Annotated in this window: 23 protein-coding genes, 1 pseudogene and 1 riboswitch; of the genes and pseudogenes, 15 read left to right on the top strand and 9 right to left on the bottom strand. The window is 59.0% G+C overall.

Translation table 11 applies throughout. The features are described 5' to 3' along the window. Window positions 1-198 precede the first annotated feature (198 nt). From RBH10_RS24065 to RBH10_RS24045, 5 genes are all read left to right on the top strand, one after another. Window positions 199-1,149: a phosphoribosylaminoimidazolesuccinocarboxamide synthase gene (locus tag RBH10_RS24065; RefSeq protein WP_281038156.1), complete on the top strand. Its 951-nt coding sequence runs from the start codon at window positions 199-201 to the stop codon at window positions 1,147-1,149. Between the two features lie 2 nt (window positions 1,150-1,151). After that, entirely contained in the window at window positions 1,152-1,811 is a 660-nt protein-coding gene (locus tag RBH10_RS24060; RefSeq protein WP_045021071.1) for a TetR family transcriptional regulator, read from the top strand. Window positions 1,812-2,010: 199 nt separating this feature from the next. Next, complete coding sequence (locus RBH10_RS24055) at window positions 2,011-3,213, top strand: efflux RND transporter periplasmic adaptor subunit (RefSeq protein WP_045021072.1); 1,203 nt, start codon at window positions 2,011-2,013, stop codon at window positions 3,211-3,213. Between the two features lie 53 nt (window positions 3,214-3,266). After that, complete coding sequence (locus RBH10_RS24050; protein ID WP_281038157.1) at window positions 3,267-6,356, top strand: efflux RND transporter permease subunit; 3,090 nt, start codon at window positions 3,267-3,269, stop codon at window positions 6,354-6,356. Window positions 6,357-6,505: 149 nt separating this feature from the next. Further along, window positions 6,506-7,948, top strand: a complete 1,443-nt coding sequence (locus RBH10_RS24045) for an efflux transporter outer membrane subunit (protein ID WP_281038158.1) — start codon at window positions 6,506-6,508, stop codon at window positions 7,946-7,948. A 121-nt stretch (window positions 7,949-8,069) separates the two neighbouring features. Here RBH10_RS24045 and efp read toward each other — a convergent pair whose 3' ends face one another. Further along, window positions 8,070-8,639: an elongation factor P gene (efp, locus tag RBH10_RS24040; RefSeq protein WP_045021079.1), complete on the bottom strand. Its 570-nt coding sequence runs from the start codon at window positions 8,637-8,639 to the stop codon at window positions 8,070-8,072. Between the two features lie 249 nt (window positions 8,640-8,888). On the opposite strand from efp, the gene epmA reads away from it, so the two are divergent. The 3 genes from epmA (at window position 8,889) to RBH10_RS24025 (ending at window position 11,580) form a co-directional block, all read left to right on the top strand. Beyond that, window positions 8,889-9,953 carry an EF-P lysine aminoacylase EpmA gene (epmA, locus tag RBH10_RS24035; protein ID WP_281038159.1) on the top strand — a complete coding sequence of 355 codons (1,065 nt, stop codon included), beginning with the start codon at window positions 8,889-8,891 and terminating at the stop codon, window positions 9,951-9,953. After that, on the top strand, window positions 9,950-11,014 hold the full coding sequence (locus RBH10_RS24030; RefSeq protein WP_281038160.1) for a lysine-2,3-aminomutase-like protein: 1,065 nt from the start codon (window positions 9,950-9,952) through the stop codon (window positions 11,012-11,014). The genes epmA and RBH10_RS24030 overlap by 4 nt, the downstream gene beginning before the upstream one ends. A gap of 377 nt (window positions 11,015-11,391) precedes the next feature. After that, complete coding sequence (locus tag RBH10_RS24025) at window positions 11,392-11,580, top strand: hypothetical protein (RefSeq protein ID WP_045019798.1); 189 nt, start codon at window positions 11,392-11,394, stop codon at window positions 11,578-11,580. Window positions 11,581-11,839: 259 nt separating this feature from the next. Here RBH10_RS24025 and RBH10_RS24020 read toward each other — a convergent pair whose 3' ends face one another. Both RBH10_RS24020 and RBH10_RS24015 read right to left on the bottom strand, forming a co-directional pair. Next, window positions 11,840-12,076, bottom strand: a complete 237-nt coding sequence (locus RBH10_RS24020; protein WP_003516842.1) for an Lrp/AsnC ligand binding domain-containing protein — start codon at window positions 12,074-12,076, stop codon at window positions 11,840-11,842. A 100-nt stretch (window positions 12,077-12,176) separates the two neighbouring features. Next, window positions 12,177-13,103, bottom strand: coding sequence for a LysR family transcriptional regulator (locus RBH10_RS24015; RefSeq protein WP_281038161.1), 927 nt, complete (start codon window positions 13,101-13,103; stop codon window positions 12,177-12,179). 130 nt (window positions 13,104-13,233) lie between these two features. On the opposite strand from RBH10_RS24015, the gene RBH10_RS24010 reads away from it, so the two are divergent. From RBH10_RS24010 to modC, 4 genes are all read left to right on the top strand, one after another. After that, window positions 13,234-14,517: an FAD-binding oxidoreductase gene (locus RBH10_RS24010; RefSeq protein ID WP_281038162.1), complete on the top strand. Its 1,284-nt coding sequence runs from the start codon at window positions 13,234-13,236 to the stop codon at window positions 14,515-14,517. A gap of 130 nt (window positions 14,518-14,647) precedes the next feature. Further along, window positions 14,648-15,439: a molybdate ABC transporter substrate-binding protein gene (modA, locus tag RBH10_RS24005; protein WP_281038164.1), complete on the top strand. Its 792-nt coding sequence runs from the start codon at window positions 14,648-14,650 to the stop codon at window positions 15,437-15,439. Between the two features lie 56 nt (window positions 15,440-15,495). After that, complete coding sequence (gene modB, locus RBH10_RS24000) at window positions 15,496-16,203, top strand: molybdate ABC transporter permease subunit (RefSeq protein ID WP_153515577.1); 708 nt, start codon at window positions 15,496-15,498, stop codon at window positions 16,201-16,203. Then, window positions 16,200-17,276: a molybdenum ABC transporter ATP-binding protein gene (gene modC, locus RBH10_RS23995; RefSeq protein ID WP_281038165.1), complete on the top strand. Its 1,077-nt coding sequence runs from the start codon at window positions 16,200-16,202 to the stop codon at window positions 17,274-17,276. Before modB ends, modC begins: the two co-directional genes overlap by 4 nt. On the opposite strand, the gene RBH10_RS23990 is transcribed toward modC, so the two are convergent. The 6 genes and pseudogenes from RBH10_RS23990 to thiC all read right to left on the bottom strand — a co-directional run bounded on the left by RBH10_RS23990 (window position 17,245) and on the right by thiC (window position 22,501). Continuing rightward, window positions 17,245-17,640: a winged helix-turn-helix domain-containing protein gene (locus RBH10_RS23990; RefSeq protein WP_281038166.1), complete on the bottom strand. Its 396-nt coding sequence runs from the start codon at window positions 17,638-17,640 to the stop codon at window positions 17,245-17,247. The genes modC and RBH10_RS23990 overlap by 32 nt on opposite strands. 3 nt (window positions 17,641-17,643) lie before the next feature. Next, on the bottom strand, window positions 17,644-18,648 hold the full coding sequence (locus tag RBH10_RS23985; RefSeq protein WP_281038168.1) for a P1 family peptidase: 1,005 nt from the start codon (window positions 18,646-18,648) through the stop codon (window positions 17,644-17,646). Window positions 18,649-18,726: 78 nt separating this feature from the next. Next, a complete protein-coding gene (locus RBH10_RS23980) occupies window positions 18,727-19,500 on the bottom strand; it encodes a thiazole synthase (protein ID WP_281038169.1) in 774 nt (257 codons plus the stop codon). A 4-nt stretch (window positions 19,501-19,504) separates the two neighbouring features. After that, window positions 19,505-19,702 carry a sulfur carrier protein ThiS gene (gene thiS, locus RBH10_RS23975; protein ID WP_281038170.1) on the bottom strand — a complete coding sequence of 66 codons (198 nt, stop codon included), beginning with the start codon at window positions 19,700-19,702 and terminating at the stop codon, window positions 19,505-19,507. Next, a complete protein-coding gene (gene thiO, locus RBH10_RS23970; protein ID WP_281038171.1) occupies window positions 19,671-20,675 on the bottom strand; it encodes a glycine oxidase ThiO in 1,005 nt (334 codons plus the stop codon). Before thiO ends, thiS begins: the two co-directional genes overlap by 32 nt. A gap of 1 nt (window position 20,676) precedes the next feature. Beyond that, window positions 20,677-22,501, bottom strand: a pseudogene (gene thiC / locus RBH10_RS23965) (phosphomethylpyrimidine synthase ThiC). 94 nt (window positions 22,502-22,595) lie between these two features. Next, window positions 22,596-22,707: riboswitch (TPP riboswitch) on the bottom strand. 182 nt (window positions 22,708-22,889) lie between these two features. Between thiC and RBH10_RS23960 the strand changes: the two are divergent. From RBH10_RS23960 to RBH10_RS23950, 3 genes are read left to right on the top strand one after another with little or no spacing between them, the layout of a single operon-like run. Further along, a complete protein-coding gene (locus RBH10_RS23960; protein WP_003492279.1) occupies window positions 22,890-23,141 on the top strand; it encodes an acyl carrier protein in 252 nt (83 codons plus the stop codon). Then, window positions 23,141-24,322 carry an acyl-CoA dehydrogenase family protein gene (locus tag RBH10_RS23955; protein ID WP_281038173.1) on the top strand — a complete coding sequence of 394 codons (1,182 nt, stop codon included), beginning with the start codon at window positions 23,141-23,143 and terminating at the stop codon, window positions 24,320-24,322. The genes RBH10_RS23960 and RBH10_RS23955 overlap by 1 nt, the downstream gene beginning before the upstream one ends. A gap of 4 nt (window positions 24,323-24,326) precedes the next feature. Continuing rightward, window positions 24,327-25,235 carry an amino acid--[acyl-carrier-protein] ligase gene (locus tag RBH10_RS23950; protein ID WP_281038175.1) on the top strand — a complete coding sequence of 303 codons (909 nt, stop codon included), beginning with the start codon at window positions 24,327-24,329 and terminating at the stop codon, window positions 25,233-25,235. The last annotated feature ends 2 nt before the right edge of the window (window positions 25,236-25,237 follow it).

The following is a 25,237-nucleotide window of genomic DNA, read 5'->3' as shown; positions in this document are numbered from 1 at the left end:
CATCGTCAAAAAACTGACATTTTTGGTAAGTAGCTGATATTAAACGGTAATTTCGAGGATAAGCATTCACAGCGACGAAAGAGCCTCCTTTACGTGGCGACTGGTCCTGTTTCGGGAAACATGCAATAGGAACGGACAAGAGTTTCAGCCAGACTGGGGCATCCAACGCCCCCTATAAAGCCTTGAATTGGAGATCCCGTGCGCATTCTCGATGAAGCCGTCATTCCCGAGCTGCCGAATTATTACCGTGGCAAGGTGCGTGAGAACTACGATCTGCCCGACGGCAACCGCATTATCATATCCACGGATCGCCTCAGCGCATTCGACCGCATCCTTACCTGCGTTCCCTATAAGGGACAGGTATTGACCCAGACGGCACGCTATTGGTTCGAACAGACGAAGGATATCTGCCCCAACCATGTAGTCAGTTATCCCGATCCGAATGTCGTCATCGGCAAGAGGCTTGAAATATTGCCGGTCGAAGTGGTGGTTCGCGGTTATCTGGCCGGCACCACCGGCACATCCATCCTGACCCTCTACAAGAAAGGTCAGAGACAGATGTACGGCATGAGCCTGCCGGACGGGATGAAGGACAACCAGATCTTGCCCGAACCGGTGATCACGCCGACGAGCAAGGCTTTCGACGGCGGTCACGACGAACCGCTGACGCCTGCCGAGATCGTGGAGAAAAAACTCCTGACGCAGGCGCAATGGGACACGCTTTCCCGTTACGCGCTGGCACTGTTCAAGCGCGGACAGGAGATCGCCGCAAAACAGGGCCTCATTCTCGTCGATACCAAATATGAATTCGGGACTGATGAGAACGGCATGATCATTCTGGCCGACGAAATCCATACGCCTGACAGCAGCCGCTACTGGATGGCAGAAACCTATGAAGAGAGCTTCCGCAACGGCACACGTCCGGCGAGCTTCGACAAGGATTTCGTCAGAGCCTGGGTTGCCGAACGTTGCGACCCCTATAAGGACGACGTTCCCGAAATTCCGCAGGAACTCGTATTGCAGACATCCAGGGTATATATTGATGCTTACGAACGCATCACCGGACAAAGCTTCGTTCCCGACGACAGCGGCGAGACGCCGCTTGCAAGAGTACGCCGGAACCTGGAGCGGTTTTTCCCCGGAGTCTGACCTTGAGCAAAACGATCGAACAGGCGCGAAAGGGTGACAGGAAGAACGATCTTCCCGTCAAGCGCCGGCCTCGCCGTTCCGCCGAAGAGACCCGGCGGGACATTCTTGCCAAAGCCGAAGAGCTTTTTCGGGAGCGCGGGTTCAATGCGGTGGCGATTGCCGATATCGCCGCTGCACTCGGCATGTCCCCTGCCAACGTCTTCAAGAATTTCAACTCGAAGAATGCGCTCGTCGATGCCATCGGCTTCGAACAGATCGGTGCGTTCGAGCGGGAAATCCATCCGCTCGACAAAAGCCATGCACCTATTTCAAGGCTGCGCCATCTCGCCCGCACCCTGATGGAGCAGCACCATCAGAACCTCAATGACAATCCTTATATATTCGAAATGATCCTGATGACGGCCAAGCAGGACATGAAATGCGGCGACTACTACAAATCCGTCATCGCAAACCTGCTGGCAGACATTATTCGCGACGGCGTGAATGAAGGAATTTACGCCCCCGCCGACATTCCGCCACTGGCCGAAACCGTTCTTCACGCGCTTACGAGCGTCATCCATCCCGTCCTCATCGCACGGGAAGATATCGGCAATTTGGCAACACGTTGCGACCAACTGGTCGATTTAATCGAAGCAGGATTGCGCAATCCACTTGCTAAGTGACGATTCTGCAACTTACGTCACCTTCTCGCAATTGCTTGCGAAGCGTGAAAGCCTGCGCTTCTATGCGAATGGCGGTCCGAGCAGATTGAACGAAGAAGGTCCCCATAGGACCTTCGTCCGTTGTCCCTGTACCCGGACCAGCATCCGCCGAGCGACATTGCGCTTATAGTTGAATGCGACCGACACGCAGGGAAGAACAATGAGCCGACGTATTTTACCCCTATTTGCTTCTCTGTGCATGACCGCGGTTCTCGCGGGATGCAGCGACGGCGGCGAGAGCAGCCAGACCGCCGGCAAAGGTGGCGAGCGACCGCCGTCTCCGGTCAGCGTCATCGTGATGAAGACCGGTGAATATCCCTTGACCACTGTTCTTCCCGGCCGCGCAAGCGCGTTCCAGACGGCGGAAATCCGCCCACGCGTCACCGGCATCATCCGCGAAATTCCCTTCAAGGAAGGCAGCGAGGTCAAGCAGGGCGATGTTCTCTACCAGATCGAGGACAACACCTACATGGCAGAAGTGGCGCAGGCCAGGGCAAGCGTGGCAAAGGCCGAAGCAAGCGTTCCGAGCGCCCAGGCGAACCTTGCCCGTTACGAACGGCTGGTCAACAGCGGCGCAACGCAGATCGAATATGAAAACGCCAAGGTGACGCTGCTTCAGGCAGAAGCCGATGTGGCCCAGACCAAGGCTGCGCTGGAAACGGCTGAAATCAACCTCGACCTCACCAAGGTCCGCGCACCTTTCGACGGCATCACCAGCGCGACCGCGTTCAGCATCGGCAACGTGGTAACGGCAAACCAGACGACGGCATTGACGACGCTGCGCCGCATCGATCCGATCTACATCGATCTGATGGAATCCAGCATCAACCTTCTGCGTCTGAAAAAGGCGATATCCTCCGGCCAGCTCGGCGGCGATACGAAGGAAACCGGCATTCACCTGACGCTGGAAGACGGCACCGAATACAAGCATGACGGCAAGATCGACATGTCGGACATGTCGGTGAGTGAAACCACCGGCACCTTCTCCATCCGTGCCCTCTTCGACAATCCGGATGATCTTCTGCTTCCCGGCACCTATGTTCGCGCCACGCTGACCATCGGCAAGGAAAAGGGTTTCCGCATACCGCAGCGTGCGGCGAGCCGGAATGCCAATGGCGAACTGACCGCAAAATTCGCCACCGCGGAAAACAAGGTGGAAACACGCACCTTCCCGTCCAGCCAGCAGTCGGGCAATGCCTGGCTGGTGACGGAAAACGTCAAGGATGGCGACAAGCTCATCGTTGACGGCTTCCAGTGGATTGCCGAGGGCGCGACGGTTGCGCCAGTGGAAGTGACCATCGATGATCGCGGTATCGTCGTTCTGCCGCAGCAAGCTCCGCCTGCCGCCGCCCCCTCGAAATAAACATGAGCACGAAACCCTCGGTCGAAGCTCGTAAAAGGTAAGGCAGGACTGCCATGGCCCATTTCTTCATCAGGCGCCCCGTTTTTGCATGGGTTATCGCCATCGTCATCATGCTGGGCGGCGCTTTGGCGATCGCGACGCTCTCCATTTCGCAATATCCCGATATTGCCCCGACGACGGTGCGCGTCAGCGCGACCTATAACGGCGCCAGCGCCGAAACGGTCGAAAAATCAGTGACGACCATCATCGAGGACGGCATGACCGGCCTTGACGACCTGACCTATATGACGTCGTCATCCTCGACGGGCAGCGCCGAAGTGACGCTGACCTTCGGCAACAGCATCCTGCCTGACATCGCGCAGGTTCAGGTGCAGAACAAGCTGCAGCTCGTGCAGTCGCAATTGCCCGACACCGTGCAGCAGCGCGGTATTCAGGTCAGCCGGTCCACATCGAGCATTCTGATGGTGGGCGCGCTGATCTCGACGGACGGCAAGCGCAATTCGGCCGACCTCGGCGACGTGTTTTCCTCGCGTGTCCAGGACCAGATCAAGCGCCTCGAAGGCGTCGGCAGCATCAACGTCTTCGGTTCCGAATATGCGATGCGCATCTGGCTCGATCCGTTCAAGCTCAACAAATACCAGCTGACCACGGCCGACGTCACCAGCGCCATCCAGAGCCAGAACACCCAGGTTTCGGTCGGCTCCCTCGGCGCCGTGCCCGCCGTCAAGGGCCAGCAGCTCAACGTCACGGTGACGGCTCAGAGCCAACTCACCACCGTCGCCGATTTCGAATCGGTCATTCTGAAAGTCGAGAAGGACGGCGCAACCGTTCGCCTCAGCGACGTGGCCCGCATCGAAATCGGCCAGGAAACCTATGGCGGTGATTCCCGTTCGAACGGCCGCCCTTCAGCCGGTTTCGCGGTCAACCTCGCCACCGGCGCCAACGCGCTCGACACGGCGGCACGTGTAAAGTCGGCGCTTTCCGCCGTCGAAGGCTCGCTGCCCACGGGCGTCTCGATCGAATATCCCTACGACACGACACCCTTCGTGAAGCTGTCGATCGAGAAGGTGGTGCACACGCTCATCGAAGCGATCATCCTCGTCTTCGTCGTGTTGCTGGTGTTCCTGCAAAATCTGCGCGCCACCTTCATTCCGATGATCGCCGTGCCCGTCGTACTTCTCGGCACCTTCGGCATCCTTGCGCTGACAGGATATTCCATCAACACGCTCACCATGTTCGCCATGGTTCTGGCAATCGGCCTTCTTGTCGATGATGCCATCGTCGTTGTCGAAAACGTCGAGCGAATCATGTCGGAAGAGGGTCTGTCGCCGGTCGAAGCGACTGAAAAGTCGATGGGCGAGATCACCGGTGCCATCATCGGCATCGCGCTCGTCCTGACGGCCGTGTTCATTCCGATGGCCTTCTTCGGCGGGTCGACGGGCATCATCTATCGCCAGTTCTCGATCACGATCGTTTCGGCCATGCTGCTTTCAGCGGTTGTTGCCATCGTTCTGACGCCGGCGCTTTGCGCCACGATGCTGAAGCCCATCGACCACAACAAAAAGCAGCGTGGTCCGGGTGCATGGTTCAACCGCGGCTTCGGCAAGACGACGGACGGCTATGTTTCGTCCATCGGTTACCTGCTGAAGCGGCCCCTGCGCGTGACGATCCTCTTCCTGATCGTCGTCGGCGGCTGCGCCTGGTTCTTTACCAAGCTGCCAAGCTCATTCCTGCCGCAGGAAGACCAGGGCGTGCTTCTGACGATCATTCAGACGCCGACCGGTTCGAACATCGAACGCACCAATGAGGTAGTGAAACAGGTCGAAAACTACTTCCGCGAAAAAGAAGGCAAGAATGTCGAATCCGTTTTCGGCGTGCTTGGCTTCAGCTTCAGCGGCTCGGGCCAGAACAACGCAATCGTCTTCACCAGGCTCAAGGATTTCTCCGAGAGAACCGCACCCGACCAACACGCCGCCGCCATCGTGCAGCGTGCGATGGGCACGTTCTTCGGCTTCCGCGATGCACAGGTGTTCCCGCTTCTGCCGCCGGCAATTCAGGGCATGGGCACATCGAGCGGTTTCTCGATGTATCTCGTGGATAGCGGCCGCAACGGTACCGATGCTCTGGCCGCCACCTCCAAGGAACTGATCGCGCTTGCGACAAGCAATCCGAAGATCAGCTCTCTGCGAAGCGACAGCCAGGACAACGAAACGCAGATGAAGATCATTCTCGATCAGGAAAAGATGGGGGCCATGGGCGTCGATCTTTCCTCCGTGAACCTCATGCTGTCGACGATCTTTGCCGGTCGTGATGTCAATGACTTCACCCTGAACGGCGAACTCAAGCCCGTCTATGTCCAGGGTGATGCGCCCTATCGCATGCAGCCGGACGACCTGAAATATTGGTATGCCCGCAATACCACCGGCGAGATGGTGCCTTTCTCCTCCTTCAGCGAGGTGAAGTGGATCAATGCTCCGCCGTCTCTCGCCCGCTTCAACGGTACAGGCGCGATCTCGCTTGAAGGCACCGCCGGCGCAGGCGTGGCTTCCGGTGAAGCCATGGACGAGATGGAACGCCTGACGGCAAGCATGCCGGGCGGTTACACGGTGGCATGGCAGGGCATCTCCTATCAGGAACGCCTTTCCGGTTCACAGGCGCCCATGCTGTACGCGCTGTCGGTTCTCATCGTGTTCCTTTGCCTTGCCGCCCTCTATGAAAGCTGGTCGATCCCGTTCTCGGTCATCCTGGCCGTTCCGGTGGGCGTCCTCGGCGCCTTGACCGCGGCCCATTTCTTCGGCCAGACGAACGACGTCTACTTCAAGGTGGGCCTGCTGACGACAATCGGCCTTGCCGCGAAGAACGCGATCCTGATCGTCGAATTCGCCAAGGAGAGGCAGGAGCACGGGTTAAGTCTGGTGGAAGCGGCGCTGGAGGCGGCGAAGCTGCGCCTGCGTCCGATCATCATGACATCGCTGGCCTTCATTCTCGGTGTCGTGCCTCTTGCGATCGCAACCGGAGCGGGTTCCGCCGCGCAAAACGCAATCGGCATCGGGGTGCTGGGTGGTATGCTTTCTGCAACACTCCTCGGAATTTTCTTCGTTCCGTCCTTTTTCGTCATCATTCGTCGCCTTTCAAGGCGTTAACAAAACAAAAATGGGCTGTGCCAACCGTTAATACGCTGCTAGAAATGTTGCCGATTTGGCAAATGCACGTTTCTACGGCATATCGTCCGCGCAGCCCATTTGTCAGTAAGCCGCGCTCGGTAAGCCAACCAGAGAATTGGGAAAACTATATGCTGTCTATTCGCGCTACTATTCCCCTGACAATGCTGCTGCTCTCAGGCTGTGTTGTTGGACCCGACCACAAGACGCCGGAAGTTCAATTGCCGGGAAAGTTTGCGGAAGCCGGAAAAGCCAGTAATGGCGACATCAGCAGCGTTGCATGGTGGACCGCCTTCAACGACAGTCGCCTGAACGGTTACGTTTCGACGGGCCTTGCACAGAACCTCACCGTAATGCAGGCGATCGAGCGCATAAACCAGGCCGAGGCCCAGGTGATCTCGGCCGGCGCGGGTTCCCTGCCGAGCCTCACGGCGCAAGGACAACACACGACCAGCGAGACCAAGGGCAGCTACCGTGACGTTCCCGTCACCAATGCCTCCTCCGGCAGCCTCAGCGTGTCCTGGCTTCTCGACCTCTTCGGTCGCTACCGCCGGGCAACTGAAAGCGCCAACGCATCGCTCGATGCGGCTTACTCCACCGTCGACGTTCAGCGCCTGACGCTTATTTCGTCCGTTGCGGCCGCCTATATCGACGTGCGCTACTACCAGGAACGTCTGGCGATTGCCCGCCAGAACCTGAGCTCACGCCGCGAAACGCTTGACCTGACCAAGTTGCAGCTCGAAGCGGGCGCGGCCTCGCGCCTCGATGTCGTCCAGTCCGAAGGTCTGGTCAATTCCACGCTGTCGCAGATCCCGGGCCTCGAAACCAGCTTCCGCAAGGCCGCACATCGCATCGCGACCCTGCTCGGCATGCCGGCCTCGTCGCTCATCTCCGAACTGCAGAAGGGCGCACGCCAGCCTGTCGCGCGCGCAATTCCCCGCACCGGTATTCCGGCCGACCTGATCCGCAACCGTCCGGACATTCGCGTTGCCGAACGCAACCTTGCCGCTGCGGTCGCAAAGATCGGCGTTGCCGAGGCTCAACTTTATCCGAGCATCGAACTCGGTGGCGCGATCACCCCGAGCTACAACTTCGTCAGCGGCGGCGGCAGGGGAACGGCCAACAGCTGGTCCTTCGGTCCGAGCCTGGTTCTGCCCATTTTCGATGGCGGCAGCATCCGCGCCAATATCGACCTCGCCAACTCTCAGGCGCGCGAGCAATATATCGTCTGGAAGTCGACCGTTCTCAACGCGGTTGAAGAAGTCGAGAACGCACTGGCCGCCGTTAATCGCGACCAGCGCACCGTGGACGCCCTGAGAAAGACCGTTTCGTCCTATCAGGAAGCGCTACAGCTCTCCACCGCCAGCTACCGTGACGGTGCATCGTCTCTGCTCGACGTTCTGGATGCTCAGCGCTCTGTTTCGGATGCGCAGGCAAACCTTGCCACGGCGATCCAGACGACCGCGCAGGATTATGTCTCGCTGAACGTTGCTCTCGGTGGTGGCTATGCCGTTGGCCAGCCTGCCCCGAAGAAGTCGGCCGGCCCGACCCTGGCCGCAGCAAAGGCCATGTAAGACACGCCGCAAGGCAAACGAAAAAGCCCGCGTTTTCGACGCGGGCTTTTTCTTGTTCTTGCTCCAGGCATAAAAAAAAGCACCGGTCACCCGGTGCTTTTTATTTAACCAGCCGTCAGGCTCAGTTCTTGGCGCGCTCGACGTAGGAATTGTCTTCCGTTGCGATGACCACGCGGATACCGGCGTCGACATGCGGCGGCACCATGGTGCGGATGCCGTTGGAAAGAATTGCCGGCTTGTAGGAAGAAGAAGCCGTCTGGCCCTTCACAACCGGTTCCGTTTCCACGATTTCCAGCGTGACGTGGCGCGGCAGTTCGACAGCCAGCGGATTGCCTTCGTGAATGGAGAGAACGCAGGTCATGCCTTCCTGCAGATAGGCCTTCTGGTCGCCCATCGTCTCAACATCGACAACGACCTGATCGTAGTTGGCCGGGTTCATGAAGTGGAAGCCTTCGCCGTCTTCATAAAGGAACTGGAAGTTCAGGTCTTCGACGAAAGCACGCTCGACCTGCTCGGTCGTGCGCCAGCGCTCGGAAACCTTCGTGCCGTCAACGATGCGGCGCATGTCCACCTGCGTGACCGGCGTGCCCTTGCCCGGGTGAAAGTTCTGCGCGGTGAGAACAACGTAGAGCTTGCCATCCACGTCGAGAACATTGCCCTTGCGGACGGATGAGGCGATAACCTTGACCATATGACTTCCTTGTAACTCGATGAAATGCGTCGTAAAGGACTGCGCGGCAGCACCGGCCCCGACAGACGTTTTGTCTTTTTTCTGGGGCGCAACTACCTTAAATCCGCGCGAATTGCCAGCCTTCTACAGCAATTCGCGGAAGAGTGCCTAGCGGTTTTCCGCCCGGAATTGCTTTAAATGATGCGATCAGGCGTTTTGCGGGCCGTTTATCCGCAACAAGGCCCGCAGGTGAGACGGAAAAGAAAAGAGATGGGCTCAAGCAACGAGACAATGTCGCCATGGTGGACGCCCGACGTCCATGCCGACCGCCGCGCTTTTCTGCTTGGACGCAACGCGATCCAGTCGGAATTTCGCAGCTATTTTACGCGCGCGGATTTTCTCGAGGTCGACACCGCCACATTGCAGATTTCCCCCGGCAACGAGGCGCATCTGCACGCCTTCGCCACCAAGGGCCTGACGCCAGCTGGCGACGCCGCGCCGCTCTATCTCCACACCTCCCCCGAATTTGCCTGCAAGAAGCTGCTCGCGGCCGGTGAGAAACGTATTTTCTGTTTCGCGCATGTTTACCGAAACCGGGAAAGAGGTCCGCTGCACCACCCGGAATTCACCATGCTGGAATGGTACAGGGTTGGCGAAACCTACGAGACCCTGATGAAGGACAGCGCCAATCTTCTGGCGCTGGCGGCTGAAACCGCAAAGACGAAGAATTTCACCTATCGTGGCCGCAGCGTCGATCCGTTCCTCGAACCCGAACGTCTGAGCGTCGCCGAAGCCTTCGAGCGTTATGCGGAAATTGACCTTCTGGCGACCATTGACCGAAACGGTGAAACGGACGAGCGGCACCTTGCAGCCAGCCTCACCAATGCCGGCATTCGCGTGGCCGATGACGATACCTGGGCGGATATGTTCAGCCGCGTCATCGTCGAGCGGGTGGAGCCGGAACTGGGCTTCGGCCGGGCCACCATCCTCGATGAATATCCCACCAGCGAAGCAGCCCTTGCCCGCAAATCACCTGATGATGCGCGGGTGGCGGAACGTTTCGAGCTTTATGCCTGCGGCGTGGAACTCGCCAATGCCTTCGGCGAATTGACTGATGCCACCGAGCAGAGACGACGCTTCGAAATGGAAATGGCCGAGAAACAACGGGTTTACGGCGAGACCTATCCACTGGACGAGGATTTTCTGGCAGCACTGGCGATCATGCCATCGGCAAGCGGCATAGCCCTCGGCTTCGACCGGCTGGTCATGCTGGCAACCGGGGCTCCCCGCATCGATCTCGTCATGTGGGCACCCGTCGCGGAATATGGACGATGACGAGACTTGAAACCATCAAGACGCCCGAAGCGCTTCTCGAAGCGGGGCTGATCAAAACCGAGGCATTCGAGGGCCTGCGCGCGGTGACGCAGCGTTACGCGCTTGCCATCACACCGACGATTGCCAATCTCGTGGACGGCAGCGATCCGCAGGACCCCATTGCCCGGCAATTCGTGCCGGACCTCGCCGAACTCGTCCATCTCCCCGACGAGCGCGACGATCCGATCGGCGATGACGCCCACAGCCCCGTTCACGGCGTCGTTCACCGTTATCCGGACCGGGTGCTCCTGAAGGCGGTGCATGTCTGCCCGGTTTATTGCCGCTTCTGTTTCCGCCGTGAAATGGTCGGGCCGCAGGGCAACGGCATGATGAGCCCGGAAGAGCTCGACGCTGCATTCGACTACATAAAAGCCAACCCGGCTATCTGGGAGGTTATCCTCACCGGCGGCGATCCGCTGGTGCTCTCGGCGCGGCGATTGTCCGACCTGATGAAGCGACTGAAAGACATACCGCACGTCAAGATCGTCCGCTTCCACACCCGCGTGCCGGTCGTTGATCCCGATCGTATCGACGGAGCGTTGATCGAGGCGCTGAAGGCCAGCGGCAAGACCACCTATGTCGCCCTGCACGCCAATCACGCCCGCGAACTCGGGCAAGCAGCCAGAAGCGCCTGCGCGCGGTTGATCGATGCCGGTATCGCCATGGTCAGCCAGACCGTGCTTCTGAAGGGTATCAACGATGATCCGGCAATTCTCGCCGAGCTGATGCGCGCTTTTGTCGAGAACCGTATCAAGCCCTATTACCTGCACCACCCCGATCTTGCACCGGGCACCAGCCATTTCCGGCTGACGATAGAAGAAGGCCAGCGAATCGTCTCGGCCTTGCGGGGACATGTCTCCGGTCTCTGCCAGCCGACCTATGTTCTCGACATCCCCGGCGGTCACGGCAAGGCCACTATCGGCCCAAATGCGGCGGAAAAAACCCGCGATGGCTGTTACTCCGTCTCCGACTTCAACGGAAACGATCATATTTATCCGCCACCGGCATCCGACAGCGATTAAAAAAAGCATAAAAAGCCCGCTGTGCCGGGCTTTTGAAACTGGCGTCGAACGAAAACAAAAATTTCACATTTCCGCCCCTCTCCTGTCATCATAAAGAAAAATATTCTACCTATAACAATCAGCATTGATTTTAGTGCTGGTCTGGATTATCAGTGTGGAACTGGAGAACGAGTCTCCTGATTCCGGGCCAACACCAATACAGGGAGTGTGTCATGTCAAAACATATCAACATCAACGCAATCCTTGGTCTTGAGTCCTGGAATGCTGGATTTAAATCCACGTGTTCCCGCTGCTGTCGAATGTGACCTGACGGTCTCAATTTTCTGAAAATCAGTTCGACAACATGCTGTGTTTGTTAGCCACAGCGGGAGTATATTATGCAAAAGCAAGTTATTGAATTCGCTGGCGAACCCGTCGGCATCGTCATACCGGACAACGACCGGCTGAAGTTCATCGCGGTGAAGTTCCACGTTCATGACCTGGACGAACAGAAGTTCGACAGCGCCGATGATGTGCGGATTGCAATTCGCGATCTCGTGCGCAACCGGAATCTGGCCGCGGCCTGATGCGGGAAACCCGTCGCCCGATCACAGCCTCGTCCATGTCAAAAACAAAGCGCGCCAAATATCGTTTCCCGAATACGGGGCCGATGGCGCGCTTTTCTCTTGTGTGACAATCCCTCTGCCAACGCGGCCCGAGCCATTCGGGACGGATCAAAACGCTCTCATACGTTGAGAAGAAAAGCGCCTCCAAAGCACCCTCTCCCCAACCACCAAACAAGATGTCTCGATTGGTCGAAGCGCGATCGAACGTTCGAAATCCGCGTCAGAACGCGGTGAAGGTCAGCGTCGTCAGCGAGCGAACAATGCCCGGAATATTGACGATGTTCTGGTTGATGAACTTGCCGATATCCTCTTCCTGCGGAAGATAAATCTTCAGCATCAGATCATATTCGCCGCTGGTGGAATAAAGCTCCGAAACCAGTTCTGTTTTATAGATGGCGTCGGCGACATCATAGGTCTTGCCGGGTTCGCATTGAAGCTGAACAAAAATGGGCTTCACGGACATCTCCCGTATTGGAACTTTCGGTGTGTGGCTTTCCGCCACACGTCATGGCGCACTATTGGCTTAGCCGCGCCGGTCTTGCAAGACCGGCAATGGTTTACGCCGAAAACTCTTCCCCGCCGCCACCTGTCCCGATAGCGGCCTCAGAAACGATCCAGCTTCGGAAACTTTCAAGCGGAGCGTAACCGGCACGATCAGGCATACAGGCAAGATAATAGGCCTCCTCGCTCTCCACTTCGCCCGTAACAGCCGCGACAAGACGGCCGCTTCGCAACTCCTCCTCTATCATGAAGGAAGGAATGAGCGATGCCCCAACTCCGGCGCTCGCCGCCTCGGCAATCGTCGTGAAATGATCGAAAAGCATACCGTGTACGTTGTCGAAGTGAACATCATGGCTGCGAAACCACTGTTCCCAGGCATCCGGCCGGGTCGTCATGTGCAGCAGTGGCACATGCAGCAGATCGCCCGGTTGCGAAAGCCCGTAGCGCTCTTTGAAAACCGGACTGCACACCGGAATAACTTTTTCATGCATCAGGAAAACAAGCTCGGTTCCCGGCCAATGCGGCAATCCGAAGTGGATCGCCGCATCGACGGTATCGGTACGGAAATCGAACAGCGACGAACGGGTCAGAAGATTGACCGAAATACCCGGATGACGGGCGATGAAATCGGGAAGGCGCGGCACAAGCCAGCGCGTACCGAAGCTTGGCAGAACACCGAGATTGAGCGTGCCACCATCCGGATTGGCGCGCAGATTGAGCGACGCCGTCGATATGCGCCGCAGGGCCTCGCGGATTTCCCGCGCATAACCCTCCCCCGCCCGGGTCAGCCGGATAGTCTGGCGTTCGCGCAGAAACAGCGCGACGCCAAGCTGCTCTTCAAGCGCAAGGATCTGCCGGCTGACCGCGCCTTGCGTCAGGCCAAGTTCCCGCGCCGCAGCGGTCACGCTGCCCGTGCGCGACGCGGCTTCGAAAGCTGCAAGCAGCGACAGCGACGGCAAAAAACGGCGCGGCGGCAGAACCATATTCCCTCACGGAATGAACTCTTGACGATATGTCGATATTCAACAGGTGATACCGCTTGTAAAGTCTCATAAACAAGGGCTTGTCACCCATACGGAAAACAAATGAACTTGCCCGGAACATGGTGGAACGATGTATAACGACCCCCGCTCGCACGGCCTCTGGGAAAAGACCGCGCCGCAGCCGCCTGTAACGCCTGCGCTGCAGGGTGATGCTGTTGCCGATGTGGTGATTGTCGGCGGCGGTTTTACCGGGCAATCCGCAGCGCTTCATCTTGCTGAAAAAGGCACGGACGTCGTCCTTCTCGAAGCCAAGGAGATCGGCTTTGGCGGTGCCGGCCGAAACGTCGGTCTCATCAATGGCGGCATGTGGGTCATGCCGAAGGAGCTACCCGGCGTACTGGGTGAGACTTATGGCGAACGGCTTCTCGACCTTCTGGGTAATGCCCCACTTCTCGTGCGCGAACTGGTGGAAAAACACGAGATTCCCTGCGAGATCGACAAAAACGGCACGCTGCATTGCGCCATCGGGGAAAAGGGGCTCGCCGAAATCCGTGAGCGCTGCGAACAATGGGCTGCAAGGGGTGCCCCCGTCCGCGTTCTCGATGCCGATGAAACCGCAAGACGCATTGGTAGCACTGGCTATTCCGGCGCACTTTTCGATACGCGCGCCGGTACGCTTCAGCCACTTGCTTATGTTCGTGGTCTGGCTGCCACCGCGCAAAAGGCGGGCGCGCGGCTGCACACCGCAAGCGCCGTGGTGTCGACCGACCGCAACGACGGAAAATGGGTGGTAAAGACGCCGCAAGGGTCGGTGACCGCCAACTGGATCGTTGTCGCCACCGAAGCCTACAGCACCGGGCCGTGGCAGATCGTCCGCGACGAGCAAACCTACCTGCCCTATTTCAACTTCGCGACCAGGCCGCTTAGTGACAACCTGCAAAAGAGCATTCTGCCGGGCCGCGAGGGCTGCTGGGATACGAAGGAAATCCTCTCCTCGTTCCGCACGGACAAAGCTGGCCGGCTGGTCTTCGGCAGCGTCGGTGCCTTGCGCGGCACGGGTGCCGCCATTCACCGGGCTTGGGCGAAACGGTCGCTGAAGCGGCTTTTCCCGCAGCTTGGCGAGACGGAATTCGAATGCGAATGGTACGGCCAGATCGGCATGACGGACAATGCCGTGCCGCGCTTCCATAAATTCGCGGAAAATGTTGTCGGCTTTTCCGGGTATAATGGCCGCGGCATCGCGCCGGGCACTGCCTTCGGCAAGGTGATTGCGCAGCATATTCTCGGTGATATCGCCGAAAATGACCTGCCTCTTCCCGTAACCGAACCAAAAGCGCAGGCCTTCCGGGCGATGAAGGAAGCCTATTACGAGGCGGGCGCACAGATCGCCCATTTCGCCGGTGAACGCTTCTGATCAACAGACCGAAAGCCGCCGGTCGCGGCGGCTTTTTTAAGCGGCATCGATATATTCTTGAAAATATAATGATTGCCCTATAGGCCTATCGATATATTCATCAGGATATCTCGAACCGGGGGAACACACCATGAGACACTTACGCCGCACCTTCTTCAAAACCATCGCCGCAGCAACATCCTTCTGGGTGGCGGCGTCCTTTGCGGTGGTTCCCGCCCATGCCGCCGAAAAAGTCACGGTGTTTGCCGCCGCGAGCATGAAAAACGCACTTGATGCGATCAATGTCGAATGGGCGAAGGAAAGCGGCAATGAAGCGACCGTGTCCTATGCCGCAAGCTCCGCACTCGCCAAACAGATCGAGCAGGGTGCACCGGCGGATATCTTCATTTCCGCCGACCTCGCCTGGATGGATTACGTCGCCGAAAAGAAGCTGATCAACGTCGAAAGCCGCTCCAATCTTCTTGGCAACCGCATCGTTCTCGTCGCCCCGGCCGACAAGGCCAAGCCGGTCGATATCAAAAGGGACTTCGATCTCGCCGGACTGCTGGGTGATGGCCGGCTGGCCATGGGCGCGGTGGATTCCGTTCCGGCGGGTAAATACGGCAAGGCTGCGCTGGAAAAACTCGGCGTCTGGTCCTCGGTGGAGAAGAAAGTCGCCGGCGCGGAAAGCGTGCGCGCAGCACTGCTGCTCGTGTCGCGCGGCGAAGCACCCTATGGCATCGTCTACCAGACCGATGCGGCCGCCGATCCCGGCGTGAAGATCGTTGGCACCTTCCCGGAAGACAGCCATCCGCCGATCATTTATCCCGTCGCCATTCTCTCGGAAGCAAAATCTCCGGCTGCAAAATCCTATCTGGATTTCCTGAAGTCCGCGAAGGCTACGCCCTTCTTCGAAAAGCAAGGCTTTACCGTTTTGAAATAAACTGCGTTTTGCGGCCCCATCCCGTGTGGGGCCGCGAGAGATGACGATTATAGGATATGGCTTTGCATTGGTGGACACTCAGCCCTGAAGAATGGACAGCGATCAGACTCAGCCTGTGGGTGTCCTCCATCGCCATGTTCGCCAGCCTGCCCTTCGGCATTGCGGTGGCCGTGGCGCTGGCGCGCGGCCGCTTCTGGGGCAAATCGCTGCTCAATGGCATCGTCCACCTGCCGCTCATTCTGCCGCCCGTCGTCACCGGCTTTCTGCTGCTCGTCCTCTTCGGTCGCAGGGGCGCCATCGGCCAGTTTCTCGATAGCTGGTTCGGGATCGTCTTTTCCTTCCGCTGGACAGGGGCGGCGCTCGCCTGCGCCGTCATGGCGTTTCCGCTGATGGTGCGTTCCATCCGCCTCTCCATCGAAGCGGTGGACCGCAAGCTGGAGGAAGCAGCGGGAACCCTGGGCGCAAGCCCATTCTGGGTGTTCCTCACCGTCACGCTTCCCCTGATCCTGCCCGGTATCATCGCGGGCATGATCCTTGCCTTTGCCAAGGCCATGGGCGAATTCGGCGCGACCATCACCTTCGTTTCCAATATTCCGGGCGAGACCCAGACGCTGTCTGCCGCCATCTACACCTTCACGCAGGTTCCGGGCGGCGATGCCGGCGCATTACGGTTGACCATCGTTTCGGTCGTGATTTCCATGTTGGCCTTGCTCGTCTCGGAATTTCTGGCACGTATCATCGGAAAACGGGTGAGCATGGAATGACGCTTTCAGTCACCATCCGCCACCGCCTCGGCTCCTTTGTACTCGATGCGTCATTTACCTCTGACGGCGGCGTCACCGCACTTTTCGGACGCTCCGGCTCCGGCAAGACCTCGATGATCCGCATCATCGCAGGTCTGCTGCGGCCGGATGAAGGACAGGTCTCGCTGGATGGTGAAGTCCTGGCCGATAGCCAGAAACGGCTGTTCCTGCCGGCGCACAAGCGCCGTTTCGGTTATGTGTTTCAGGAAGCACGGCTGTTTCCCCATCTCAGCGTGGCGCAGAACCTGAACTACGGCAAATGGTTCGCCAAGGAAAAGGCGACGGACGCGAATGAAAACCGCATTGTTGACATGCTCGGCATCGGCCATCTTTTGCAGCGCCGCCCGGATAAGCTTTCCGGCGGCGAAAAACAGCGGGGCGCCATCGGCCGCGCACTCCTGTCATCACCCAGACTACTCTTGATGGACGAACCGCTTGCCTCGCTGGACGAGGAGCGAAAGGCCGAGATCATTCCCTATCTCGAGCGGCTGCGCGACGAGACGAAAATCCCGATCGTTTACGTCAGCCACTCCATCCAGGAAGTCGCCCGCCTCGCCGACCGCATCGTGGTGATGAAGGATGGCAAGGTGGAGGCGCAGGGAAAAGCGGCTGACGTGTTGTCACGGCCAGATTTCAGCGCGCATCTCGAACGGCGTGAAGCGGGCAGCATTCTTTCCGGACACATCGAAAGCTTCGACGAACGGCATGGGCTTGCCGCCGTAAGGCTTGCCTCGTCACTCCTGCAGGTTCCGGCAAAACGGGGAACGCCTGGCACCCCGGCGCGGGTCCTGATACCGGCGCGTGATGTCATGTTGGCTTTGGTGAAACCCGAGGGCCTGAGCGCGCTCAACATTCTCGAAGGCCATATTGCCGGCATCTCAACCAGCGAAGACGGCATGGTAACCATTCAGGTGGATTGCGGCGGCGATATCATCCAGTCGCGCATTACCGATCTGTCACGCGAACGTCTTCAGCTGGAGCCCGGAAAGCCGGTGCATGCGATCATAAAGTCGGCGGCTCTCGATCCGTATTAAAGGCGGCATCCGGGTTGCGGTTAGCCTCGAGCCAGTCGATATCTTTGCACAGGGCTTCATTCATCCGCTTTTCCATGCCGCGATAACGGTCGAGCAATTCAGCACCGAATGCGGTTAGCGCAGCCCCGCCGCCCTGTTTACCGCCCCGCTGGGATTCTATAACCGGCTGCCTGAACATATGGTTCAGCGCATCCACAAGCAGCCATGCACGGCGATAGGACATGTCCATTGCCCGCCCGGCGGCCGAAATCGAACCGGTCTCGACAATCAGTTCCATCAATTCGATCTTGCCGTGCCCGAGACGCTCTCCGGGCGGAAAATCGATGCGGAGAACGGGTTTCAGCGGCGGGAGTGTCTCACCCATCGTTCAAAGACCCCGGCCATGAAGATCACGATAGGCTTTCTGCGCACCGTGCTGCGGCAGCGCCGTTGCCTCATAAACGCCACGCGCCACCGCCCGCGCCATCACAATGGTGGAGAGGTGGCAAAGCTCGGCGAAATGAGCGCCGCCCTCAAGCGGTTTTTCGCCGGTCGCAGCCGCAAACATGGTGTCGCCATCACTCGGCAGATGGGCGGGCAGCACGGCGCGCGCCAGCCCGTCATGCGCCATGATGGAAAGGCGATGCGCCTGCGCTTTTGTAAGGGCGGCATCTGTCACCACCGCACCGATGGTCGTCGCCGTCAAGGTCACGCCTTTCAGACGAAGCGCCGTATCATCGGCAGTAAAACGGGTAGGAGAACCACAATCACCGAACTCGCCCTGCACTTCAAAAGGCGCGGACCAGAAATGGCGACTGGTGCCGACGGTGGCGGAACCGAGCGCATTGACGGCGACGATGGCCGCGACCTTGTAACCGCCCGAACTGACGGCGCTTGCCGAACCAAGCCCGCCCTTGAAGGTGGCAGTGGTTGCCCCCGTTCCCGCGCCAACTGTTCCAAGCTCGAAGGGCTCCGCACGCGCCGCCCTGAAAGCCGCATATCCCATCTCGCGATAGGGCGAATGCAGGCCCCAGTCCTTGTCGCCACCATTCAGTAGATCCATCAGGATCGCCTGCGGCACAATGGGAACACGGGTGGAGCCAACTTGCAGGCCGCGCCCGATCTCGCGAAGCCCGGACTGAACGCCACCCGCGGCATCCAGCCCAAAGGCCGAACCACCTGACAGCACGAAGGCATCCACGGTTTCCACCGTCATCGCCGGGTCGAGCAGGCCAGTATCGCGCCCGCCGGGAGCCCCGCCGAGAACCGAACCCGAGGCGATTGCGGGCTTGTCGAAAACAATCGCGGTAACGCCGGAGCCGAGCGAAAGATCGGTGACATTGCCGACCGAAACGCCAGCGATATCCGTCAGAAGATTGTTGCGTGCCACCATGCCGTTCCCCTTTCTTCCGGTATCCCGCCACCACTGGATACTGTCAACGCAAAACCTCCGACACCGAGGAAAGACCGGTCAGGAGAAAACCGCCGTGCCAATCACGGGTGTCGACGGAGTGGCCATATCTCTCGGCTCCAGCGGCCCGGCCATAAACGCCTGATGACCGGCCTCTATGGCACGGGCGAAAGCCTCCGCCATGGCGACAGGATCACCTGCACCCGCAACCGCCGTGTTGAGCAGAACGGCATCGTAACCAAGTTCCATCACCGTCACCGCATGCGAAGGCCGGCCGATACCGGCATCGACAATCAGCGGCACCTCGGGAAAACGCGCCCGCATCGATTTCAGCGCTGTCAGGTTGAGCGGACCCATGGCGCTGCCGATCGGCGCGCACCAGGGCATCAGCACCTTGCAACCGGCATCCAGCAGCTTTTCGGCCACGACAAGATCATCAGTCGTGTAGGGAAAGACTTCGAAACCATCGTCGCAGAGAATTTTCGCCGCTTCGACGAGCGCAAAGACATCGGGCTGCAACGTGTCGTGATGGCCGATGACCTCCAGCTTGATCCAGTTGGTATGAAAAACATCGCGGGCCATCTTCGCCGTCAGCACAGCTTCCTTGACGGTGTGACAACCAGCCGTATTGGGCAGGATATAGCGATCCAGTTCGCGGATCAGCTCGAAAAACTGACCACCCTTCTTGCCGCCCGCGGTTTCCCGACGCAGCGAAATCGTCAGAATATCCGTATTGCTGGCCCGCACCGCATCGGCGAGCACGGCGGGAGACGGATAACGCGCCGTACCGAGCAGAAGGCGGGAAGAGACCTCACGGCCATAAAGCGTCAACATGGCCTCAACCTCCCTGCATCGGTGAGAGGATTTCGACACGGTCGAACGCCTTCAGTTGATAATCGGAGCGTTCATCCGAATGCACCAACTCGCCATTGACCGCCGTCGCCAGCCAGTCGCCTTCGTAGTCGAGGCTGGCAAGCAACCCGGCCAGCGTTTCAGTGACGAGATCAAGCTCGTCGCCATTCACCAGAAGTTTCATGATCCTGTTCCTTTCCAGAAATATTTTGGCAGACGATATCAGCCGCCCGCTGCGCCATCGCCGGTGACAGCAGGAAGCCATGCCGGTGTGCGCCGTTGATGAAGATGGTCCGACCGTCCTCGGTGACATCAGGCAGATTATTGGGGTAAGCCGGACGCACGCCCGTTCCCGTCTCGATGATTTCCGCTTCCGCGAAGGCCGGATGCACGGCATAGGCGGCGTTCAGGAATTCCATCATCGAGCGGGCGGAAATGGCGCCCGCATCCTCCGTCTCGATCATCGTCGCGCCCACCATGAAGCGACCCGGCTCACGCGGCACGATGTAAAGCGGAATACGCGGATGCAGCAACCGGACCGGACGCGACAGCGAAACTTCCGATGTGGCGAGATAAAGCATCTCTCCCCGCACACCGCGAAGGTTGGCAATCTCGCCCACCGCCGCAGGGCCAGTGCAATCCACCACCCGGTCGAAAGGCTGTTCATCCACCGAAACGCCTATATGAAACCGCACGCCCAAACAGCAGAGCCGCTCATGCAATGATTTCAGCGCAAGGCGCGGATCGAGATGCCCCTCGCCCGGGAAATAAAGCCCGGAGCGGAACCGCCCGGCAAGATCGGGTTCCAGTGCAGCGATTTCGCCCTCATCCACCCACTGGTATCCAGTGGTTCTGGACGCGAAACGCGAAAGCTCTGCTTTGTCGCGGGCCGGTGCGACGACCAGCGTGCCGTGTCTGATGACAAGGCCGGGGGTCGCCTCATCCCACCAGTCGAGCGCCGCCTGACCGAGCGTTAGCACCGCTTCCTCCGCACTCTCACGTTCGCACCAGGGCGCGAGCATGCCGCCGGCGTACCACGACGCGCCGCGAGAGGGTTCGGCATTGCGCTCCGAAACCTCCACGGTAACGCCGCTGCGCGCCAGTTCGAAGGCCGCCGTCAGACCGGCGACCCCCGTTCCCTTGACAAGGACACGCATGCTACTGGCCGTCCACCGGGGTGGCGAGCGGCATATATAGCTCGCCACCTTCCTTGAAGCGCGCGGCCATGGCCTCCAGCCCCTCCTTCTGCGCCTCGGCGCGGATATCGTGGGAAATCCGCATCGAGCAGAATTTGGGACCGCACATGGAGCAGAAATGCGCAACCTTGTGCGCCTCCTTCGGCAATGTCTCGTCATGGAAGGAACGCGCCGTATCCGGGTCCAGCGACAGGTTGAACTGGTCTTCCCAACGGAATTCGAACCTTGCGCGCGACAGCGCATCGTCCCGTACCTGCGCGGCCGGATGACCTTTGGCCAGATCGGCGGCATGCGCGGCGATCTTGTAGGTGATGACACCGACCTTCACGTCGTTACGATCAGGCAGGCCGAGATGTTCCTTCGGCGTGACGTAGCAGAGCATCGCCGTGCCGAACCAGCCAATCATCGCGGCTCCGATGCCGGAGGTGATATGGTCGTAACCGGGGGCGATATCGGTCGTCAGCGGCCCGAGCGTATAGAAGGGCGCCTCGCCGCAGGTCTTAAGCTGTTTGTCCATATTCTCCTTGATCTTGTGCATCGGCACATGGCCGGGGCCTTCGATCATGACCTGGCAGTCCTTCGCCCAGGCGATCTGCGTCAGCTCGCCGAGTGTCTCCAGTTCCGCGAACTGCGCCGCATCGTTGGCGTCGGCGATCGAGCCGGGCCGCAGGCCGTCACCAAGCGAGAAGGAAACGTCGTAAGCGCGGCAGATGTCGCAAATCTCTTCGAAATGCTCATAGAGGAAGCTTTCCTTGTGGTGATGCAGACACCACTTCGCCATGATCGAACCGCCGCGCGACACGATGCCGGTGACGCGGTTGACGGTGAGCGGGATGTAATGCAGCCGCACCCCGGCATGGATGGTGAAATAATCGACGCCCTGTTCCGCCTGTTCGATCAGTGTGTCGCGGAACACCTCCCAGTTCAGGTCCTCGGCAATGCCGTTGACCTTCTCCAGCGCCTGGTAAAGCGGCACCGTGCCGATCGGCACCGGCGAATTGCGGATGATCCATTCGCGGATATTGTGGATGTTGCGCCCGGTCGAAAGATCCATGACGGTATCGGCACCCCCAGCGGATCGCCCAGACCATCTTCTCCACCTCTTCCGCCATGGAAGAGGTGACGGCGGAATTGCCGATGTTGGCGTTGATCTTCACCAGGAAATTACGGCCGATAATCATCGGTTCGAGTTCCGGGTGATTGATATTGGCGGGAATGATGGCGCGGCCCGACGCGACTTCCTGACGGACAAACTCCGCCGTCACATAATCGGGGATCTGCGCGCCAAAACTCTCGCCATCGCGGATCAGCTTCTCTTTCGCAGCTTCACGTCCGAGATTTTCCCGGATGGCGATGAATTCCATTTCCGGCGTGATGATGCCGGCCCGCGCATAGGCAAGCTGCGTCACGGCCTTGCCCCCCGTCGCCCTGAGCGGCTGATGGCGCACGGAAAATTCCGGCGTCAGGCGCTCGCCGGTCGCAAAGCCGTTATCCTCCGGTTTGACGTGACGCCCGTCGTAAGCGGCGACATCGCCACGGGCCACGACCCAGTCGTGACGCAGGCGCGGCAAACCCTTTTCAATCAGAACGGAATGCGTGGGATCGGTATAGGGCCCGGAGGAATCGTAGACCGTGACAGGCGGTTCGCCCGCCGTCGGGTGCACGGCGATTTCGCGCATCGGCACGCGAATATGCGGATGCAATATTCCGGGCTTATGGACTTTCGTGGAGGCGGGATGTGGCCCGGCTGTGACCGAAAGCGGGATATTCTTGGCAACGATATTCATCATGAGGCTCCAAAGTTTGACAGTGGAGACCCAGTTCGAGCCGGAATGATGGAAAATACCGAAGCGTCGACAGCGCAAGTCACACGCAATCCGACCCTCGGTCTTTGCACCGTCCCTACGCCAGTATGAACTGGATCAGGTTCAACGGGTCACTGCGCATGAAAGCAGAATCTCAGCCCCTTGACGGGACACCCCTGGTGAATGACAGACAGGAAAAGACACCGCCCGACATTTGTCAAGGGCGCTGATGTGTGCCTGGCAAAGGTAACGAATGACACATGCAGCCGTTAGTCGTAATTAACCTAACGGTTTAGGCGAATATTATCGTTTTCAAATTAACGATAAGCACAAACCATCCTGATGTTAAATTCATGGGAGATAAGTCGGAATGAATGCGACTATTCGTGAAATACTGGCAAAATTCGGCCAGCTTCCTACACCTGTCGATACGATCGAAAATGAAGCAGATCTTTATGCAGCCGGTCTTTCTTCCTTTGCATCGGTGCAATTGATGCTGGGTATCGAGGAAGCTTTTGATATCGAATTCCCGGACAACCTCTTGAACCGCAAGTCGTTTGCCAGCATCAAGGCCATTGAAGACACCGTTAAGCTCATTCTGGATGGTAAAGAGGCCGCCTGATGAATGTGACCGTTGCGCCGCAGGAAGAAACGCTGTCCGCGCGCGCGGGCCGCGTCGCGGCAATTGCCGCCAAACACGCGGACGAGGTGGACGTCACCGGTCGCTTCCCCGAGGAAGCCGTCAACGCGCTGAGACAGGAGCGTCTGCTCGGCATACAGGTCCCGTCCTCCCTTGGCGGTGAAAGCGCGTCCATACAGCAAATCGCCGATATCTGCGCCCGGCTTGGCCAGGCCTGTTCGGCAACGGCGATGATTTTCGCCATGCATCACATCAAGGCATCGAGCCTTGTGGAGCATGGCGAGACAAGCCCATGGCATGCGGGCTTCATGAGCCGCATCGCAAGCGAACAGCTTCTGCTCGCCTCGGCGACCACCGAAGGCGGCATCGGCGGTAATCTGCGCAATTCCATCTGCGCGATTGAGGTCGAAGGGGAATTTTGCCGGCTGGAAAAGGACGCCACCGTCATTTCCTATGGCAGCAATGCGGATGCCATCCTCATCACCTCGCGCTCCCACAAGGATGCCGCACCCGCCGATCAGGTGATGACCGTCTTCCTGAAAAATCAGTACACGCTCGAGAAAACCCATATCTGGGACACGCTCGGCATGCGCGGGACCTGTTCGGACGGCTTCCTGTTCCGCGGCGAAGCGCCAGCGGTGCAGATCTTCCCGAAACCATTTGCGGAAATCGCCGCCCAATCCATGCTTGCAAGCTCCCATCTCCTGTGGAGCGCCGTCTGGTACGGCATCGCGTCGGATGCGGTACTGCGCGCCCAGTCCTTCGTCAGAACGGCGGCACGCAAGTCGCCCGGTGTCACGCCGCCCGGCGCCATCCGCCTTGCCGAAGTCTCCACCAAGTTGCAGGTGGTCAAATCCAACATCATTGCCGGCATCAAGGCTTACGCCGACACCAAGAGCGACCCCGACAAGTTGATGTCGATGGCCTTTGCTGTCGCCATGAACAATGTGAAGATCTGCTCTTCGGAAACCATTCTGGAGATCATCGACCATGCGATGCTCGTCTGCGGCATCATGGGTTACAAGAACGGCACGCCTTACAGCCTTGGCCGGCATCTTCGCGACGCACACTCCGCCCGCCTGATGATTTCCAACGATCGCATTCTCGGCAATTCCGCCAATCTCCTGCTGGTTCACAGGCAGGACACCAGCCTCTTGGGATAAGACCATGGACATGCAAACATCGTTTCTCGATCGACTGTTCGAAGAAGGCCTGCTGATTGAAACGGGTGTCGATGGTCTTTATGGCCGCAGCGGCCAGTTCGAGGACGTCATTGCCGCCTTCGAACGGCTGATCGACCGCACGGGCGGCGCTGACGGCGCCGAAGCGATCCGCTTTCCGCCCGGCATCAACCGCGCCTATTTCGAAAAGAGCGGTTACATGAAAAGCTTCCCGCAGCTGGCTGGCACGGTCCATTCCTTCTGCGGCTGCGAGCTCGACCATATAAGCCTTCTGAAATCCATGGATGAGGGCGGCGACTGGACGAAGGACCAGAAAGCCACCGATATCGTGCTGACGCCGGCCGCCTGTTACCCGCTTTATCCGACGATTGCCAAGCGCGGCGCGCTGCCTTCCGGTGGCGGTCTCTACGACATTCAGTCCTATTGTTTCCGCCATGAGCCTTCCAAGGACCCGGCGCGCCAGCAGCTTTTCCGCATGCGCGAATATGTGTGCATGGGCACGGAAGCCAATGTGACCGAATTCCGCCAGACATGGATGGATCGCGGCGTGGCGATGATGGAGGCCGTGGGCCTCGATGTGACCATCGATGTGGCCAACGATCCCTTCTTCGGCCGCGCCGGCAAGATGCTCGCCAACAACCAGCGCGATCAGAACCTGAAATTCGAATTGCTGATTCCCGTGACATCCGCCACCAACCCGACGGCCTGCATGAGCTTCAATTACCATCAGGACGCCTTTGGCCAGAAATGGGGTTTGAACCTCGACAATGGCGACGTGGCCCACACCGCCTGCGTCGGTTTCGGCCTTGAGCGCATTGCGCTGGCACTTTTTGCCCATCACGGTCTGGATGTGAAGCAATGGCCTGCAAAAGCCGTGAAAACACTCTGGGGCTGACC

It is taken from the genome of Rhizobium sp. AN73, from assembly GCF_030757975.1.
In the GTDB taxonomy this organism is placed as follows: Bacteria; Pseudomonadota; Alphaproteobacteria; order Rhizobiales; family Rhizobiaceae; genus Agrobacterium; species Agrobacterium arsenijevicii.
The sequence above is the reverse complement of the archived record's forward strand: the minus strand, read 5'-3'. Positions and strand labels throughout refer to the sequence as shown.

Coding starts and splice junctions, on each gene's coding strand:
- RBH10_RS24055 (WP_045021072.1), top strand. CDS start 2,011: ATGAGCCGACGTATTTTACCCCTATTTGCTTCTCTGTGCATGACCGCG.
- RBH10_RS24050 (WP_281038157.1), top strand. CDS start 3,267: ATGGCCCATTTCTTCATCAGGCGCCCCGTTTTTGCATGGGTTATCGCC.
- RBH10_RS24045 (WP_281038158.1), top strand. CDS start 6,506: ATGCTGTCTATTCGCGCTACTATTCCCCTGACAATGCTGCTGCTCTCA.
- efp (WP_045021079.1), bottom strand. CDS start 8,639: ATGGTCAAGGTTATCGCCTCATCCGTCCGCAAGGGCAATGTTCTCGAC.
- epmA (WP_281038159.1), top strand. CDS start 8,889: ATGGGCTCAAGCAACGAGACAATGTCGCCATGGTGGACGCCCGACGTC.
- RBH10_RS24030 (WP_281038160.1), top strand. CDS start 9,950: ATGACGAGACTTGAAACCATCAAGACGCCCGAAGCGCTTCTCGAAGCG.
- RBH10_RS24025 (WP_045019798.1), top strand. CDS start 11,392: ATGCAAAAGCAAGTTATTGAATTCGCTGGCGAACCCGTCGGCATCGTC.
- RBH10_RS24015 (WP_281038161.1), bottom strand. CDS start 13,103: ATGGTTCTGCCGCCGCGCCGTTTTTTGCCGTCGCTGTCGCTGCTTGCA.
- RBH10_RS24010 (WP_281038162.1), top strand. CDS start 13,234: ATGTATAACGACCCCCGCTCGCACGGCCTCTGGGAAAAGACCGCGCCG.
- modA (WP_281038164.1), top strand. CDS start 14,648: ATGAGACACTTACGCCGCACCTTCTTCAAAACCATCGCCGCAGCAACA.
- modB (WP_153515577.1), top strand. CDS start 15,496: ATGGCTTTGCATTGGTGGACACTCAGCCCTGAAGAATGGACAGCGATC.
- modC (WP_281038165.1), top strand. CDS start 16,200: ATGACGCTTTCAGTCACCATCCGCCACCGCCTCGGCTCCTTTGTACTC.
- RBH10_RS23990 (WP_281038166.1), bottom strand. CDS start 17,640: ATGGGTGAGACACTCCCGCCGCTGAAACCCGTTCTCCGCATCGATTTT.
- RBH10_RS23985 (WP_281038168.1), bottom strand. CDS start 18,648: ATGGTGGCACGCAACAATCTTCTGACGGATATCGCTGGCGTTTCGGTC.
- RBH10_RS23980 (WP_281038169.1), bottom strand. CDS start 19,500: ATGTTGACGCTTTATGGCCGTGAGGTCTCTTCCCGCCTTCTGCTCGGT.
- thiS (WP_281038170.1), bottom strand. CDS start 19,702: ATGAAACTTCTGGTGAATGGCGACGAGCTTGATCTCGTCACTGAAACG.
- thiO (WP_281038171.1), bottom strand. CDS start 20,675: ATGCGTGTCCTTGTCAAGGGAACGGGGGTCGCCGGTCTGACGGCGGCC.
- RBH10_RS23960 (WP_003492279.1), top strand. CDS start 22,890: ATGAATGCGACTATTCGTGAAATACTGGCAAAATTCGGCCAGCTTCCT.
- RBH10_RS23955 (WP_281038173.1), top strand. CDS start 23,141: ATGAATGTGACCGTTGCGCCGCAGGAAGAAACGCTGTCCGCGCGCGCG.
- RBH10_RS23950 (WP_281038175.1), top strand. CDS start 24,327: ATGGACATGCAAACATCGTTTCTCGATCGACTGTTCGAAGAAGGCCTG.